This window comes from Atribacterota bacterium, assembly GCA_028703475.1.
Lineage (GTDB): Bacteria > Atribacterota > Phoenicimicrobiia > Phoenicimicrobiales > Stramentimicrobiaceae > JAQVMU01.
Genome location: JAQVMU010000031.1, coordinates 1 through 17,544 on the forward strand (window position 1 = coordinate 1; position 17,544 = coordinate 17,544).

Annotated in this window: 13 protein-coding genes; 11 read left to right on the forward strand and 2 right to left on the reverse strand. The window is 32.3% G+C overall.

Annotated elements, in window-relative coordinates:
• The first annotated feature begins 128 nt into the window (after positions 1-128).
• The 5 genes from PHQ99_04810 (at position 129) to PHQ99_04830 (ending at position 5,818) form a co-directional block, all read left to right on the forward strand.
• Positions 129-1,793 carry an MBL fold metallo-hydrolase gene (locus PHQ99_04810; protein MDD4288888.1) on the forward strand — a complete coding sequence of 555 codons (1,665 nt, stop codon included), beginning with the start codon at positions 129-131 and terminating at the stop codon, positions 1,791-1,793.
• Between the two features lie 31 nt (positions 1,794-1,824).
• A complete protein-coding gene (locus PHQ99_04815; protein MDD4288889.1) occupies positions 1,825-2,607 on the forward strand; it encodes an inositol monophosphatase family protein in 783 nt (260 codons plus the stop codon).
• A 29-nt stretch (positions 2,608-2,636) separates the two neighbouring features.
• A complete protein-coding gene (gene pepF / locus PHQ99_04820; protein ID MDD4288890.1) occupies positions 2,637-4,442 on the forward strand; it encodes an oligoendopeptidase F in 1,806 nt (601 codons plus the stop codon).
• A 100-nt stretch (positions 4,443-4,542) separates the two neighbouring features.
• Positions 4,543-5,187 (forward strand): toast rack family protein, encoded by a 645-nt coding sequence (locus PHQ99_04825; GenBank protein MDD4288891.1) that lies wholly within the window; start codon positions 4,543-4,545, stop codon positions 5,185-5,187.
• A 31-nt stretch (positions 5,188-5,218) separates the two neighbouring features.
• Positions 5,219-5,818: a hypothetical protein gene (locus tag PHQ99_04830; protein MDD4288892.1), complete on the forward strand. Its 600-nt coding sequence runs from the start codon at positions 5,219-5,221 to the stop codon at positions 5,816-5,818.
• A 115-nt stretch (positions 5,819-5,933) separates the two neighbouring features.
• On the opposite strand, the gene PHQ99_04835 is transcribed toward PHQ99_04830, so the two are convergent.
• Positions 5,934-7,511 (reverse strand): NAD(P)H-hydrate dehydratase, encoded by a 1,578-nt coding sequence (locus tag PHQ99_04835; GenBank protein MDD4288893.1) that lies wholly within the window; start codon positions 7,509-7,511, stop codon positions 5,934-5,936.
• Between the two features lie 102 nt (positions 7,512-7,613).
• Positions 7,614-7,841 (reverse strand): zinc ribbon domain-containing protein, encoded by a 228-nt coding sequence (locus PHQ99_04840; protein MDD4288894.1) that lies wholly within the window; start codon positions 7,839-7,841, stop codon positions 7,614-7,616.
• Positions 7,842-8,170: 329 nt separating this feature from the next.
• Between PHQ99_04840 and PHQ99_04845 the strand changes: the two genes are divergently transcribed.
• The 6 genes from PHQ99_04845 to PHQ99_04870 all read left to right on the forward strand — a co-directional run bounded on the left by PHQ99_04845 (position 8,171) and on the right by PHQ99_04870 (position 17,327).
• Complete coding sequence (locus PHQ99_04845) at positions 8,171-13,174, forward strand: cytidyltransferase (protein ID MDD4288895.1); 5,004 nt, start codon at positions 8,171-8,173, stop codon at positions 13,172-13,174.
• Entirely contained in the window at positions 13,171-14,445 is a 1,275-nt protein-coding gene (locus PHQ99_04850) for a lactate dehydrogenase (protein ID MDD4288896.1), read from the forward strand. The genes PHQ99_04845 and PHQ99_04850 overlap by 4 nt, the downstream gene beginning before the upstream one ends.
• A gap of 7 nt (positions 14,446-14,452) precedes the next feature.
• Positions 14,453-15,511 (forward strand): NAD(P)H-dependent oxidoreductase, encoded by a 1,059-nt coding sequence (locus PHQ99_04855; protein ID MDD4288897.1) that lies wholly within the window; start codon positions 14,453-14,455, stop codon positions 15,509-15,511.
• A gap of 42 nt (positions 15,512-15,553) precedes the next feature.
• The gene (locus PHQ99_04860; GenBank protein MDD4288898.1) at positions 15,554-16,096 is read left to right on the forward strand and encodes an isochorismatase family protein; all 543 of its coding nucleotides are present in this window, start codon (positions 15,554-15,556) and stop codon (positions 16,094-16,096) included.
• Between the two features lie 143 nt (positions 16,097-16,239).
• Positions 16,240-16,692 carry a hypothetical protein gene (locus tag PHQ99_04865; protein ID MDD4288899.1) on the forward strand — a complete coding sequence of 151 codons (453 nt, stop codon included), beginning with the start codon at positions 16,240-16,242 and terminating at the stop codon, positions 16,690-16,692.
• Positions 16,689-17,327, forward strand: a complete 639-nt coding sequence (locus PHQ99_04870) for a YigZ family protein (GenBank protein ID MDD4288900.1) — start codon at positions 16,689-16,691, stop codon at positions 17,325-17,327. Before PHQ99_04865 ends, PHQ99_04870 begins: the two co-directional genes overlap by 4 nt.
• Positions 17,328-17,544 lie beyond the last annotated feature (217 nt).

Here is a 17,544-nt window from a genome sequence, read left to right on the forward strand (position 1 = left end):
CTCCATCAGATTTTTAATGAATTTTAGAAATACTTGCTAAAAACTTGCTAAATAGGTTATAATTGATAGCTAAAAATTAAGAAATTATCGATGAAAAGATAATAGTGCATTTGAAAGGAGATTGTTGCATGAAAATTAGTTTTCTCGGAGCCAACAGATTAGTTTCTGGTTCGTGCTATTTAATACAGACAAAACATAAAAAATTTTTAATAGATTGTGGATTATTTCGGGGTAATGAGCTGATAACCCGTTTAAATTATGCCCCCTTAACTTTTAGACCGGAGGAAATAGATTTTATTATTTTGACACATGCCCATATTGATCATTCAGGAAGAATTCCACAGCTTTACAGAGAGGGGTTTGAGGGGCATGTTTTTTGCACAAAACCTACCATGGAATTGTGTTCTGTTATGCTTCCGGACAGCGGGCAAATTCAGGAGGATGAAGCAGAGGAAGAAAACCAGCGAAGGCTTAGATCAGGAGAGTCTTTCATTGAGCCGTTATATGATATTGAAGATGCCCTGGATAGTCTATTATTATTTCGGGCAGTGCCATATCAATATAAAATTAGAATTGATGAAAATATTAGTTTTCGATTACAGGATGCTGGTCATGTTCTTGGCTCATCATCTGTGGAGTTATGGATAAATGAAAATGGAGAAGAAAGCAAATGGCTGTTCTCTGGTGATATAGGTAGAAAAAATAAGCCTTTTCTGAGAAATCCGCAAAGAATCAAGGATGCTGACTATGTTGTGATTGAGTCGACATATGGAGGAAGAAAACATCGCCCCTATCGAAATGAAGTAAAAAAATTCTTTTCAATTATCGATAAGACTCTAAAAAGAGGAGGAGATGTTATAATCCCTGCCTTTGCAGTACAGAGGACCCAGGATATTATATATGAATTAAGCCAGTATTATAACCTTCAGGTGAAACCATTAAAAGGTAAAGATAAAAGAATGAAAAAACTAAGGTTTTATCTTGACAGTCCACTGGCGATAGCAACCACTAAAATTTATCGGAATAATGCGCAGGATTTTGCCCGGAAAAATTTGAAGATTATGGAAAAGAGTAATCAATTGCTTGATTTTCAATCTCTAAGATTAACAAGAACCAGTAACGCTTCTAAAAGGATAAGCCGTTCAAAGAGAAGAAAAATAATTATTTCAGCCAGTGGAATGTGTGATGGAGGAAGAATTCAATATCACCTGAAGGATCACCTCTGGCAGGAAAAATCCTCAGTTATATTTGTTGGCTATCAGGCAGAAGGAACATTGGGAAGAAAGATTATTACTGGCGAGAAAGTGCTGGATATAATGGAAGAGATGATTGATGTCAAGGCAGAAATTCATTATCTTGACGGTTTTTCCTCTCATGCTGATCAGGATGAATTGCTCTGGTGGATAAAAGGTCTGAACAAAAAGCCTAAAAAAGTATTTATAGTGCACGGAGAAAAGGATGAATCTGAATCCCTTGCTGAATGCCTAAGTAATGAATTGGGCTTTGAAACATGTATCCCGGCAATTGGGCAAACATTTTTAATTAAGAACAATGAAATTATCAATCAGGGATTAGTTAAAGATGTTAATAAGGAGATGCAGTTAGATGAAATTTTAAGAGGAATTAACAGGATAAAACAGAAATTTTCTCTTTTGTTAAATGATATGGAGTTTTCAGGGGTGGACCTTGATAGGGAAGCCAGGTATTATAGTGTAAAACAAAAATTAGAACAGTTACAAGATGATATAAGGCAAATAAAACAAATGATAAGAGAAAATGAATTAGAGGTATAAATTAACAATATTTTTAGTAAAGGTAATACAAATGAAACATGACAAATTGGAAAGCATTATAAGCATAGCGCTCAGGGCTGGTAATTTTATTCGGTTGCATTATGAAAGAGGAGATTTTGGTGTTTCCGAAAAGATGGATAGCCATGATTTGGTTACAAATATTGATAATGAATCACAAAAGATTATCCAGGAAGAATTAAAAGCCAGGTTTCCGAATATTTCTATTATCGGAGAGGAAGATAAGACTTTTTCAAAAAAAGACCATGCCTTTATAATTGATCCTATAGATGGAACCTTGAATTTTGTTAAAAAGATACCATTGTTTTCAGTTTCAATTGGTTATTGGAAAGATAATTTACCTTTATGTGGTGTGGTTTATGACCCACTTCGAAATGATATATTTTATGCTCGCAAAAAGTATGGTGCTTATCTAAATGGAAAACGTCTTCAATTATCCGAAAATAATAGCAATGATTATAAAGTTCTTGCATCTGACTGGGGACACGAACCTTCACTTTATAATAAAAATATTCTTGCAATGCAACAATTGACAAAGGAAAAATCTTTTCTTTTTAGATTTTTAGGTTGTGCAAGCCTGGCCATCTGTTATGTGGCAGCAGGCATTCTTGATGGTTACTGGCATTACAAACTTTCTCCTTGGGATATGGCAGCAGCAGCACTGATAGCACAGGAATCCGGTGCTTCAATCTTAAGCCTGGATGGTTCTGAATTTGATTTATGGGGTGATAGCATCCTGGCAGTTCCTGTTGGACTAAAGGAAAAAGTACTCGAAGCATTCAAGCATGTTAATTAAAACCAATTTATAATTAAATAAGAGTAGTGATGAAAAAGAAAAATAAAGAAAATAATAAAATACTGCATAGAAAGAATATTTCCCAGGAGTATCGGTGGGATGTAAAATCTCTTTATGATTCTATAGATAATTGGGAAAATGATTTTCTTAAAGCAGAGAAGCTAAGGAATGAGTTAATAAAATATAAAGATAGTTTTTTATTAGATGATAAAAGTTTCTTGCAATGTTTATTATTAAAAGATGAAGTTTCGAAAATCATGCAAAATTTGCTTACTTATGCACATATGCGGAAAGATGAAGATAATCAAAATGAAAAATACCAATCAATTTATTATAGATCAACCAATTTACTGACAAAAATTGAAGACAATATTGCATTTATTCAGCCTGGCATACTATCTCTCAAGTATAAAACTCTTAGAGAATGGATAAATAAAAATAATAAATTAAAGTTATATAAACACTATATAGAGGATATTTATAGAAAAAAGAGTCATATACTTCGCCCAAATGAAGAGAAAATTATTGCCCAGGCCGGAGAAATGGCTATGGTGCCGGAAAATACTTATGGTTTGTTGAGTAATGCTGATTTGAGATTTCCAAAAGTAAAGGATAAAGATGGAAACATTATTACAATTAGCCAGAGTAACTTCGTTTCCTTATTAAGAAATAGAGACAGACAACTCAGGAAAAAAGTATATAAGAAATATTACCAACCATATAAGCAACACCGTAATACATTTGCTGCTTTATTAGGTGGCAATCTTAAAAAGGATCGATTCTTTAGTCATACCAGAAAATACCGAAATAGTCTGGAAGCCTCATTGTTTGAAGATAACATACCGGTATCAGTCTATGATAATTTGCTAAGAATTATCCATGAAAATATAGAATTATTACACAATTATATTATGATTAAAAAAGACTACCTTAATTTAAAAAAATTGCATATGTATGATATGTATGTACCATTAACCGAAAAAACTGTTCAAATTGATTATTTAGATGCGCAGGATATTGTTATAAAAAGTCTTTCACCCATGGGAAATGAGTACCAATCAATTGTTAAAAAAGGCTTTAATGAAAAGTGGATTGATGTATATGAAAATAGAGGGAAAACCAGTGGCGCTTACTCAACCGGCAGTTATCAGAGCAAACCCTTTATACTAATGAATTATCATGGAACAATTGAGGATGTATATACATTATCACATGAATTGGGACACTCACTTCATAGTTATTATACTAATAAAAGGCAACCTTTTATTTATAGTAATTATCCAATCTTTTTAGCCGAGATTGCCTCTACAACTAATGAGGTATTATTGACTAATTATTTACTCAATAAAGCTGCAAGCCAAAATGATAAATTAATAATTTTGAATCATTTTTTAGAGCAATTTAGAACAACACTTTTCAGACAGACAATGTTTGCTGAATATGAGAAGATACTCCATGAATATGAAGCAAGTAGCGGTTCTATTACTGCTGAGTGGTGTTCTCAAAAATATTCTGATTTAATTCGTTATTATTATGGAGAAAATGTTATAATTGATGATGAAATTAAACTTGAGTGGGCAAGGATACCACATTTTTACTATAATTATTATGTGTATCAATATGCCACTGGATTTGCTGCTGCAATAGCTTTTTCACGTATGATTTTAGCTGATGGAAATAAAGCAACAGAGAAATATTTAGAATTTCTCAGTAAAGGGAGTTCTGATTACCCTATAGATATACTGAAGAAGTCGGGTATTGACATGACAAAAGTGAACCCAATTTCAGAGGCTATAAAATTATTTTCTGAATTACTAACTCAGTTGAAAAAATAAGAAGTTGAGATAGACAGGGAATATTATGAGTAAAAGATATTCTAAGTTAATTTTCATTATATTATTGGCAGGTTTTTTTTCATTTTATCTCTCAGGATGCTTGAGTAACGAAAATTATACTGATGAAACATATACAATTGAATCAGAAAAAGCCAAAAAAGTTACTGCATCTATTTCAATATACACGGGAGATATTGCTATTTCAGGAAATAGCCAGCAACCTCTATTAACCTCAGAGTTTAATTACAATCTTAAACAGTTTATTCCAAAAATCAGCTATGTAGTTCAAAATGACGAGGGTAAGTTAAAAATATCTCAAGAAGAGAAAACAAAGGGATTGTATGATTCAGTAGAAAATAGATGGACACTAATATTTAATCGGACTATACCCCTGGAATTAAATATTGCAATGGGTAGCGGGGATAACCGGTTAGATTTGAGTGACATAAATTTAACCGGTTTGAAAAGCATTATGGGTAGCGGGGACTCTTATATCGATTTGACGGGTAAGTATAAAGATAATGTTCATGTATATTTAATAGGTGGCTTAGGACATACAACTATTAATCTCCCGGAGGATATTGGTATAAGATTATTAATAGACGGAGTATTTAATCGCATTAATTGTAGCGGATTTGAACAAATTGGTAATTTTTATTTTAATTCAGGGTTTGATTTATCAGAAAGAAAGATTTATATTACAATTATTTCAGGAATAGGAAAGATTGATGTAAATCTAATATAATTTTCAATTAGAAATATTCGGAGGTCCGAAAATGAAAGGAATAGCTAAATTTGTTTTTATAGTGTTGTTTTTGTCTTTTTCTGCAATGACTGTTTTTTGCCAAACGGAAAAAACAGTTACACCCGAATTAGAATATGGATGGTCTTCAGTTGACAATGTTTTTAGCAAAGTGGAAATAAATAAATTAGTAAAAAAACCAATGGCAGGGCCAATAAAGATAGGTTATACTGCAAAAGATGTTAGGGGGGTAATGGGGATACCGGATAGTATAGATGAAAAAGGGTATATTTATTATTATCGCCAGTCTCCCATATTTTTTGATGATAATTGGAAAGTCCGGTCATGGGACAATAAATATGGAAATTTGAATATTTTAGAGGATACTATAAAAATTATTCCGGGCTCTCATATCTCTGAAGTTTTTAAACAGAAGGGGTTTGCACTTCAAATTACCAAATTGGATAATAGCTACCGACTGGAATATCCTTATGAAATAATTTTTATTAATAATAATTGGAAGGTAGAGGCAATCAGTGATAAGCAAGTAAGGAAGATTAATCCTAACAGAGATGTGATGAATTTAGAGGATTTCTTAGAAGAATACAGAGATTATTTAAGAAAAAAGCCATAAAACATATTAATTATTATTGTATTATATGTTAATTATAGATTATTGTGTTTTTTACAAATATTATGGTAATGCTATAGGTATTTTGAAAATAAAAATAAAGTCTCTTTAGCCCTGTTTAGTGAATTATTTCAATTCCTGAAAATTTGTTATTATTTAAAGATATATCCTCTCTGCGAATCATCTTAATTGCATTTGGCAATGATTCCATTATATCCCTGGCAGTCATTCCGTCTTTTCCCAGTTTTTTGGCAGTCATGTCTCCGGCTAATCCATGAACAAGTACTCCTTGTCGAGCGGCAGATTCAACCGGTAATCCAAGGGTATACATTGCTGCTATAGTACCTGTTAACACATCTCCGGAACCGGCAGATGCCATACCACTGTTTCCCGTCATATTAATAAATACATTGCCGTCCGGTATAGCAATTAATGTATGAGCCCCCTTTAATACAGTGATTGTATTATTTTTTCCGGCAAAATCTACCACAATATTAATTAAGTCTTCTTTTATTTGGTTTACCGGTAATTTAGTCAAGCAGGACATTTCTCCAAGGTGTGGTGTTAATATAGTTGGATGCTTTCGTGATTGTAAAATTGATAAATCATTACTTATTGCGGTTAACCCGTCACCATCAATTAGTATGGGCTTATTAATTTCAGTAACTATCCTTCTAACCAGGTTTTGTGTTTCCTCTTCCAGGGAAAGGCCGGGTCCTATAATAACAATGTCTGTTTTTTCGGATAATTTTAATAGTGCGGGTATATTGGCTGAAGAAATAGCCCCTGTTGCCGTTTCTTTTTGGGGAAGAAATACAACTTCGCTGGCAATTGTAGCAATATAGGGAATGATTGAGGCAGGAGCCGCTAATCGGGAATAACCACCACCGCTTTTTAAAAAGGATAGAGAAGAAAAATAGGGGGCACCATAATAATTACGGGAACCGGATATAAAAAGAGCGTCACCAAATGTTCCTTTATGGCCTTCGTTCAAACGATTGGGAATTAAAAGAGGGGAATTGATATAAGTATTTAAATCATTTTTATTATATAAATAGGGAGGGAAAGAAATATGTGAAACATAAAGTTTTCCACAATAATCATAACCGGGATATAATATATTTCCTATTTTTGGAAGGCCAAAAGTGACTGTATAATCTGCTTTCACAGCAATTCCCTGAATTGAACCGGTGTTACCGTTTATACCGGAAGGAATATCTATGCTGATAACCGGGTTATTTATTTTATTAATTAACTGAATAACTTCCAGATAATATCCCTCAATATTTCTAGCCAGACCTGTACCGAAAATAGCGTCAATAATAATGTCTCCGGGTTTTATCACCGATTCTAATTCATTAATTGAAGGTTGTATTTTTGAAGATATATTAAGATTGTTAATTATTTGCCAGTTTTTCAGTGCAGATCCTTTATATTTTTCGGGATTTCCGAGGATGCAAATATTAACCATAGCACCATTAGAATGTAATTTTCTGGCTACTACCAACCCGTCTCCACCGTTATTTCCGACTCCACAAATTACTAAAAAGCTACTATTTTCTATTTTGAAATTATTATAAATTAACTGACAGATTGATAATCCTGCATTTTCCATCAACAATTCATCACTGATGCCAAATTTGTTGATAGCATCTTCATCCATATTTTGCATTTCTATTACTCTGGCAATTTTCATAATAATATCTCCTTATTTTATTGAAATAATTTAAATGAAGAAAGTTAATTATGGTCAAAACGATAATGCTCAAGATTCGAACAGAAAATAATTCATTAAAAATCAATGCTTACAGGTAGAACAGTTTCCACCATGACATACAGAGCAACTGTTGCTATTATTTTCATATGAGCTGGTACTTCCACAAAAACTGAAACCATTAAATAACCGTTTAGTGTTACTGTTGCCGCATTTACTGCAGATAATTCCACCTTTTTTCATATCTTCTATTGTTAATCTTCTTTCAAATATATTATTGCAATCCAGACATTCATAACTGTAATTTGGCATAATCAACATCCTTTCTTAACAACAAATCCATAAAATATCAGATTAATTGACGATGTAACTAAATTATTTTATATTATATAAAAAATTATTACAACTTTACCTTGATAGTAAAGGCAGGAGATTAATTTATGAAAATAAAAGGCATTTACCAGGTTATTTATTTCCTTTCACGGAAAAATGTTTAATTTTTTGTAAATTAATGTTTATAATAGATATAATATTACTAATCATATGTATGACTGAAATACAGTGGCAGCTATAGTTTTTATTAAAAGAAAATATAGTTTTATAAAAAACTGCCTATTAATACAAAGGTATCGGTTAAAAAAATGGTTTTACAAAAAGAATCAAATGAAGTGCGAATGAATATTGATAAAATTGTTATGGAATTAACCAGAAATGATATTTTGCTGAATTATGGATTAGATGCTACAGAAATGATATCTATTACACAGAATCCGGAATTTCTAAGTAGAATATCATTTATGATTAATAACAAAAACTTTACAGCATCGAAAACAATAGAATTGCTTGCCGAAAAATTAAAATCTATTGATTCTTCATTAAGTAAAAAGCAGTGGTTGACACAAATATACCATTTCTGTAAATACCTGTCCTTTCCTGATAATAAGCCAGAATTAGAGGATGAAGATATACTTGTTAGCAGAAAGCAAATGTTCTATATATTTTTACTGATATACCGTCAGGTTTTAGCATTACAAAAACAATATGAAACCAGTTCCTTTATATCAAGGTATTCCATATCATTTCTATCACCTGCAGAAACGAGGATGCTGGAGCAGCCGGATGAGTACCGCAATTTTATTAATGCATTTGATAGGCTTTTTGTCTATGAAATGATGGCTTTGAGTAAAGAATTATTTGGACACAGCACGCTTGATCATGTTTGTGGTGTACATTCTTTGGGTTTAAGTATTGCCAGGCAGGTAAACAGGGAAGGGTTTCCGCTTGACTTGGGAATTATTTCAGGCTCTGCTGCCGGTCACGATATAGGGAAATACGGGTGTCGCAGGAGTGAACAAAAAAGGGTCCCTTACCTGCATTATTACTATACTGACTTATGGTTTCAGAAGCAGAATATTCCTTATATTGGTCATATTGCTGTTAATCACTCTGTCTGGGACTTAGAATTAGAAAACCTTTCTCTGGAAGCAATAATCCTTATTTATTCTGATTTTCGGATAAAGAGTAAAAAAAATTCCAATGATATGAATGTGTATAGTTTACAGGAATCATTTCAAGTTATTTTGAGCAAACTGGATAATGTAGATGAAAAAAAAGAGAAAAGATATCGCAGGGTATTTGCCAAACTGAAGGATTTTGAAGATTTCTTAATAGATAAAGGGGTTAATGTCAATGAGATACTGTTTCCGGAAAATAAAGGGAAAATATCAAAAAGAGAGTTGCATTATCCCTTGTTGCATGGAGAAGAAATTATTCAGCAGATAAAATACCTATCTTTGCAACATAGTTTTCTATTAATGCATCTACTTAGAAACGAGACCTCAATTAACACTATTTTAGAAACCGCCCGCAGTGAAACTAAATGGCAAAATTTGCAGGAGTATCTCCGAATATTTGCAGAATATGCAAGCTATCTTAATCAGAATGAAAAAATGTTGACATTAAAGTTTGCATATGACCAACTTGTATTTCCTGAAGAAGGAATCAGGAGAAGAAGCGCCAAGCTAATTGGTTATTTAATTGCGACTTATGATGAAGAGTACAGGAAAGAGATTCCGGATAAGGTAAAGGTGAGTCCACCGAAAATAAAAAGTACTAAATTACTGGAAAAATACATTAAATTATTTATAGAACCAACATATAAGACTTCAGAACTGAATCAATGTCGAGTTAGGGAAAATTTACCATTTCTATTTGACTCATTATTTGAAAATAGTAATTTTCGCCAAAGAATTGATTATCTGCAAGTAATAAAAAAGTATTATAGAAAGTTTAATCTGCCTGATTTATCAGAAGATATTTCAGTATATTTATTGAATGGACTTAAAGATATACATTTTATACAAAATGAATATATTGAACAGGTATTTGTGGATTTTATAACCGGATTCATGCAAGATAAAAATAAGTTAATACGTATTACCGCACTGGACACGATTAACCATATCTTAGATAAAATTCCCAATGAAGATCCTTTTAGAATAGCCTGTCAGAATATTTTAAGCAGGATAACAGAATGTTCATTAATTCCTGCCGAAAATTATCTTCGTTTAAAAATAATGGAAAAGGTTAATGCAAATGAAAATCTGCTTAACCTTTTTAAAGAGAATTGTAAGCGTGATATTGAGAAAATAGACAGGATGTATTTGAATAATTTAAAATCTTCAACAGATGCAATTATCAAGAAGGTACAGATAGACATGCTTGCCGAGCGGGCAATATCTAATCGGGATGAATCTGTTTATACAGTACTGCATTTTAGCAATATCCTTAAGGTCAGCAGCCATGAATCAATTCGGAATTATGCCGGAAGAGCACTTATTAAAATTATGCCCTATTTAAATGTAGAACAAAAAAATGATATTTCTATCGAGTTGCTAAAAGCTTTGGAAATAGATGACTATCAATATACAAAATATATTCCGTATTACTTAGGACAGTCTATACCTTTTCTACCACCCCGGGAAATGGATGAGTTTATAAATGAATTAGAGGAAAAGGTCAAAATTGCAGATCAGTGGACTTGCACGTTATTAATACGAACACTGGCAGTAGCGATCAGTCGGTATGCTCCATACTCTGGCAGATATAAAGAAAATGTAGATAATTACAAGAATAGGTTATCTCGCATGCTGGGTATTTTAATGACTGGTTTAGCACACCATGATATGCTTATTAGAAGGGTAACAGCACGGGTAATAGGGAAAGAAATTATATCTTCCAACCATCTCACACTGAGAGAAAAAACAGATATAATACGGCTTATTGCAAAAAAATATCTTAACCTGATTGCACCTGTTTCTCAACATGATTCTTTGTTGTTTTTTGCAAATACCGTCTCATTACATCAATTTTATAAATATATTTCTGATTATTACTTTTATGAAGGGGAAATAAAAATACCTACTCCAAAATCAATTGCCTTTTTCCCGGGTTCGTTTGATCCATTTTCATTAAGTCATAAGGAAATAGTAAGGGAAATTGAAAAAATGGGAATGGAAGTATATTTGTCAGTTGATGAGTTTTCCTGGTCTAAACGTACCCAACCACATCTTTATAGGAAAAACTTAATAAATATGTCAATTGCAGATGAGTTAAATGTATATCTTTATCCTGAAAATCTGCCAAGCAATATTGCAAATCCAAATGATTTAAAAAAATTGAAAGAGCATTTTAGCCAATCCGAAGTATTTATTGTAACAGGGAGTGATGTTTTGCTAAATGCCTCCGCGTATAATAATATTGATGAGAATAATTCTTTAATACTTTTCCCCCACATAGTCTTTAATAGAAAATCATTTCATCTTAGTGAAAAAGACCAGAGAAGATATGATGAAATTATTAAAAAATTATCATCCAGAGTGATTCAATTAGATTTACAGGCTCCCTTTGAAGAAATAAGCTCGAGCCAGATAAGAAAAAATATAGATAATCATCGAGATATCTCAGATTTAGTTGACCCGCTTGCTGAACGTTATATTTATAAATTTGGACTATACCAAAGAGAACCACAATATAAATCGACATTACAAAAGGTTTATGTCAAGATTGAAGTAGTAGAGAAAATAACCAATAATCTTATCCAGCGTCTTGTTGAAGAAGTTTTCGTAGATAAACTGCAAAAAAAGGCAGAGGAGAGCCTGAAAAAATTCAATAAAAAACATAACCCAAGAATAGTTTTATTGAAAAATACTCAGGGTAGCGAAAGAATAATAGGATTTTCAGCTATTCACTGGGTTCGAAGTAGTCTTTTTTTTCATGAATTCAGAGATAATATAATAACTCAATATATCAGAGATAATGCAACCGGTCGAACGATTGTTATTGATGGAGTTTATGTTACTCCGAGGAATAGAAATGTTTCCAGAATCATAGATTTAAAACAGGTAATATTAAATGAAACAATTGCTTTCTGTGTGACAAAAGACTATGACTATGCTGTGTTCAAAAATATGATTCCCCAGTCAAATATTGCTGAAATGATAGAAATATTAGAGCTTTTTAATTTTACTCAACTGCCTATTAGTCATAGTTCTGAGCCTATTATGGCGGTAGATATCAGAAAACCCTGCACAATAAGCCTGGATATTGAAACATTGATAAAAGAACCATTTATGCATAATGATCGTATTATTGATACTATTAAATATACTCGAAAAAAACTACAGAGAGCAATAACACTCTTATATCCGGGTCATATTTTAATGCCATTTAACATTGATATTATAAACCAGTCAATTGTTGCAAAAGTTTGCAATGAAAATGGCATTTCTATTGAAGAGGGGAGAAAAAGACAATTAGGACCATTGATGTGTGTTCCTTTTGGAAAGATATTACATAAAATGGTAGTACCAAATACTGTTACAAAGTCTTTACATACAGATAAAATATTTACACCGGATATGAAGCATTTTAAAATAGATTCCTTTGGACATTATATGAGTCTGGAAAACCAGGTCAAAATGATACGTTCATTTAATAGACCGGTTTTACTGATTGATGATTTGCTTCACAAGGGGTATCGTCTGAAGGCCCTTAGTCCATTATTGAGAAAGGAAAAAATTAAGGTACATAAAATTATAGTTGGTTTATTATCAGGGAGAGGAAAAGAGCTGGGAATGATTCAAAAACGTTCTGTTGAAGGTGCCTATTTTATACCCAATCTGCGAGTTTGGTTTAATGAAAGCGATTTGTATCCCTTTATCGGAGGTGATGGATTATTCCGTCAGGAATATGAGCCTGCCAATTTAGTTCGATCAATAAATATGATTTTACCATTTGCCTATCCGGTTTTTCTTAAAGGAGTTGAGCACAAAATAATCTATCATTTATCTAAAACATGCATTGAAAATGCAATTGTAATCATGAAAGCGCTTGAAGAAGAATATCAGGCAATATACCATCGAAAATTAACATTAGATCATCTTGGTGAGGTAATAGTCTATCCACGTTATCCGGATCATGGTAAAGGCATGCATTATGACTTAGCGATAACTCCCTCAATTTATTTGGAAAATGACCTGGAATTACTACATAGAATCTGGAGAAACAGTAATAAAAATGATTCAAAAGATTTATTGATTCATCCTCATTCTCATGAATTTAAATTAGGAAAGGAAATGTTATGATTCATTATTATCGTTTACAAGATAAGCTGCTTTTTTCGGCAAAAAAAATCGAAGGCATAGCAGAGATACATGCTGAAAAAATAATGATTAGCAAAAATGAATCTATCTATTATTTGACAGGCAATAATTGGCAAAATAATAATCCTGTTTCGGTTTTAATACACCCGGATCAAATATTAGACACAGAAGTTGGAGTGGATATAACCCGGAAACAGAATGAAAGGGAAATATTATATAACAGCATCCCTGAATGGATTAAAGAAAGAATAAAAAAGAAAGATGTGGGAATATGTTACCATAAACACCCCCGATGGAAAGAAAGATTAGGCTGGAGAAAGCCTGAACAATGGAATATCAATATTATAGGACTGGGAAATGTAGGAGGGACATTGCTGACTGCCTTAAAATTGTTGGGAGGGGATATCATAAAAGAAATAGGTATTTTTGATACCAACAGGAAGGCTGTATTGCGGTGGGAGAAAGAAATTAACCAGGTGTTTGACAGTACAGGTAAAAGGAGATTGCCGGATGTTGTAATAATAGATTCTGATAAAGTATTTCAGGCTGATATTGTAGTATTTTGTATTTCTATTGGTGTGCCTTCCCCTGATAAAAAAGTTGGGGATGTGAGAATGATTCAGTTAGAGGCAAATTCAAAAATTATTAATTATTATGCCCAGAAAGCAAGAAAAATGGGATTTAACGGTTTTTTTGCTATTCTTTCGGATCCCGTTGATTTATTATGTCAGAGTGCTCTTTTGGCGAGTAATTTCGGCAGAAAAGGAGAATTGGATGGCAAAGGACTGAGTGCAGACCAGATAAGAGGTTTTGGATTGGGTGTAATGAATGGAAGGGCTGCTTATTATGCCATGAAAAAAAATAGGGTAAATAATTATCTGAAAAATGGCCGGGTTTTTGGACCTCATGGAGAAGGCCTATTGGTAGCTGATGATGTAGAAAATTACAATAAGGAGCAATCATCTTTTTTAACTGAAAAAGTATTGCAAGCCAATATTGAACTAAGAGAATTAGGATATAAACCATATATTGCACCGGCGCTGTCATCTGGTGCGCTTTCATTATTATCCTTTATGAAGGGAGAATGGCATTATAGTGCCGCATACCTGGGAGGAATATACTGGGGTTCGAGAAATAGACAATCGACTCTTGGCATCGAATGGGAACAATATAATTTTTCTAATGATTTATTCATGAAAATTAAGGAAAACTATTATAAACTTAAAGAAAATGCAAAAATATTGGAGAAATAAGAAGTAAATGAATTCAGAAATAGTTGTTTTAATGCCGGGCAGGGTGTCTGAAAAATTTAACAGTTTTATTAGATCGATAGTGCATGATTATCCAAACAGGATTATAAAAAGAGCAGATATGCTTCCTTCTTTGCAGAATAAAAAGATATTATGGGCGATAGAGTTAAATGAGTGTGGTTTTAATATTTCATTAGAAAAAATGCTGGCAAGTATTTGTCGGAGGGGGAATGAGTCACTAAGAAACTCACAAGCTGTTATAATTATTCAGAGTCCTTTAGAGATTTGGACCAAAAATTATGCTTACCGGATAATTTTTTATACAAATCAATTAGGCTGTCGATATATAGGGCATGCAGTTGTTGAGGCTACAAAAAATATAATAAATTTTACAACCTGGCAAAAACAGTTAAATATGCCCTTAGAAGAAATATATCAAAGAAATAGCATTGATTTAATAAATAGATTATTTAATGAAAAAATGAAAAAAATTGTAAACCCAAAGGTTTTAGTCCTGTATTCTAATCCAAGAAAAACTTCCAATACAATGATGCTCTGGCAAATGGTAAAGAAGTATATTACTGCTAATCAATTTGATATGGAGGAAAAACATGTAGAAAATGGTACCATTGTTGATTGTCGAGGTTGTTTGTATAAAACGTGCAGGCATTATAGTGAAAGAAAAAGTTGCTTTTATGGTGGAATAGTTGTAAAAGAAATATTGCCGGCCATTGAAAAAGCAGATTGCCTGGTATGGCTTTGCCCAAATTATAATGATGCTGTTTCAGCTAAATTAATGGCAGTGATTAACAGATTAACTGTTCTTTATAAGAGAGTTGATTTTTCAAGGAAGAAAATATTTTCAATAATAGTATCCGGAAATTCAGGAAGTGAAAATGTTGCCATGCAGCTTATTGGAGCTTTAAATGTTAATAAAGGCTTTCATCTTCCTCCTTATTTTAGTCTAATGGCAATAGCTAATGACCCGGGTACCGTGAAAAATATCTCTGATATTCAAGAAAAAGCTAAAGAGTTTGCAAATAACATATATCACGAAATAAATGCTTGATTTGTATAGAACTGATTTTGTTTAGTGAGAAGGAGAGTAATAATGAGGACTTTATTAATTGTTGATGTGCAAAATGATTTTTTAAAAGGTGGTTCCCTTGAAGTGAAGAATGCTGAAAATATTATCCCTGTTATAAACATGCTGATGGACAAATTTGATTTTGTAATTGCTTCCAAGGACTGGCACCCTCAAAAAAGTAATCATTTTGAAAAATGGCCGGTTCACTGTGTTGCTGAAAGCCCGGGAGCTGAATTTCCCTCTAATTTAGAATGTGATAAGGTTAATCAAATATTTTATAAGGGCACAGATAATAAAGATGATGGCTATTCAGCTTTTGAGTCGACGAATATTAAGATTTCAAATTATTTGAAAGAAAAAGAAATTAAGGAGCTGTATATCTGTGGAATTGCTCTGGAGTTTTGTGTAAAATCTACAGCGATGGATGCTCTAAAAGAAAATGTTAAAGTTTTTTTAATACGTGATGCTATTGCTACATTTTCGAAGGAGAAAACAGATATTGATAAAACATATTCAGAGCTGAAAAAGGCAGGTGCAGAAATAGTATTGGCTGAACAAATTAATTAAGTTCAAATATATTTATTAGAATATATTTGAAAAGAAGTTCTATGCTGATATCTGGATAATAATTATAAGTAAATAATTCTAAATATTTTACAATAATTAAAATAAAATATTAATAGAAGCCATGCTTTTATTGGGAGGAAAATTTGGAAAAAAGTAATCAGTCGGATTCTATAAAATTCTGGGAAGAAAAAGAGCGGAAAATAGGTGAGGAGATAATTGGAAAGGATATGAGTGAGTATATGGGAGGACATCCTGATCTCACAGGGCAAAAATGGGGGATTCTGTATTACACAATTAATGCTTTTTATTTCCAGGCTTTTCCCAAAAAAAATTGGATTACTTCTTTGTTGGGAAAAGTAGAGGATAAAATTGATGATAGTGTCAACCTGCGTTTATTGTGGATAAATGTCCGGAGAGTTTATCTTCCGGAAAGAAAAAATACATTTCTATCGTTTCTTCTCCCACCTGATTACCGTATTTTTGTTGATTATAGGATTAATAATTCAGACTATACATTAATTTTTACACTTTCTTCAAAGGAAAGCAAAAACAGATTTATAGATTGCTATAATCAATCTAAAAAAGGAACCAGATGAATTATTTTCAAACTATAAGTAAAAATGTACAGGTGAAAAACACTATCAAAAAGAGCCGTTTTATTGCATCGGTTAAGAAAATAAAAAGCGAAACTGAAGCAAGGTCATTTATTAAAAAAATAATACAACAGTTTCCAGATGCTACCCATCATTGTTGGGCTTATCAAATTGGAAATACAGATGACGAAACAGTACAGTTTTCTGATGGAGGAGAACCGGCCAACTCAGCCGGACCTCCTATATTGCAGGCCATTAAGCGAGAAAGGTTAACAAATGTTATGGTTGTGGTCAGTCGATATTTTGGCGGAATCAAATTAGGAATTAGTGGTCTGATAAAGGCTTATCGGGATACCGCGTTGATGGGTTTAAAAGAGGCAGGTAAGGTAGAACAATACTCTTTACAGGGATATATTATTGAAAATGTTCAATATCAGGCTTTAGGGAATATTTTGCAGTCTATTGAGAGCCGTAATGGTCGTATAGATAATATTGAATATGGCAAAAAAATAAAGATAAAAATATATCTTCCTGAACATCTTCTTGATTGGATAACACAATTAGTTAAAAATAGTACCCAGGGTATAGGAACAATTAGGAAAGGGACAGTTCGCTGGTACCAAAAGAAGCAATTATAATATATATTACATTAAAAAAGAAAATATTTATAAAATCAATTAATCGAATCTTGTTATTTTTAAAAGCATTTGTTACATGATTTAATTAAAATAAGAAAGGGCATGATTAATGAAAGTATTGATTGTATATTATTCCCGCACCGGAAAAACTGAAAAAATTGCAAGACAGATTGGTGTTAAGATTAATGCAGAATTACAGGAAATAAAGGATTATAAA

Bases quoted from the DNA above. Each gene is read 5' to 3' on its own strand.
- PHQ99_04860 (MDD4288898.1), top strand. From the start codon at position 15,554: ATGAGGACTTTATTAATTGTTGATGTGCAAAATGATTTTTTAAAAGGT.
- PHQ99_04870 (MDD4288900.1), top strand. From the start codon at position 16,689: ATGAATTATTTTCAAACTATAAGTAAAAATGTACAGGTGAAAAACACT.
- PHQ99_04830 (MDD4288892.1), top strand. From the start codon at position 5,219: ATGAAAGGAATAGCTAAATTTGTTTTTATAGTGTTGTTTTTGTCTTTT.
- PHQ99_04810 (MDD4288888.1), top strand. From the start codon at position 129: ATGAAAATTAGTTTTCTCGGAGCCAACAGATTAGTTTCTGGTTCGTGC.
- PHQ99_04850 (MDD4288896.1), top strand. From the start codon at position 13,171: ATGATTCATTATTATCGTTTACAAGATAAGCTGCTTTTTTCGGCAAAA.
- pepF (MDD4288890.1), top strand. From the start codon at position 2,637: ATGAAAAAGAAAAATAAAGAAAATAATAAAATACTGCATAGAAAGAAT.
- PHQ99_04845 (MDD4288895.1), top strand. From the start codon at position 8,171: ATGGTTTTACAAAAAGAATCAAATGAAGTGCGAATGAATATTGATAAA.
- PHQ99_04855 (MDD4288897.1), top strand. From the start codon at position 14,453: ATGAATTCAGAAATAGTTGTTTTAATGCCGGGCAGGGTGTCTGAAAAA.
- PHQ99_04840 (MDD4288894.1), bottom strand. From the start codon at position 7,841: ATGCCAAATTACAGTTATGAATGTCTGGATTGCAATAATATATTTGAA.
- PHQ99_04835 (MDD4288893.1), bottom strand. From the start codon at position 7,511: ATGAAAATTGCCAGAGTAATAGAAATGCAAAATATGGATGAAGATGCT.
- PHQ99_04815 (MDD4288889.1), top strand. From the start codon at position 1,825: ATGAAACATGACAAATTGGAAAGCATTATAAGCATAGCGCTCAGGGCT.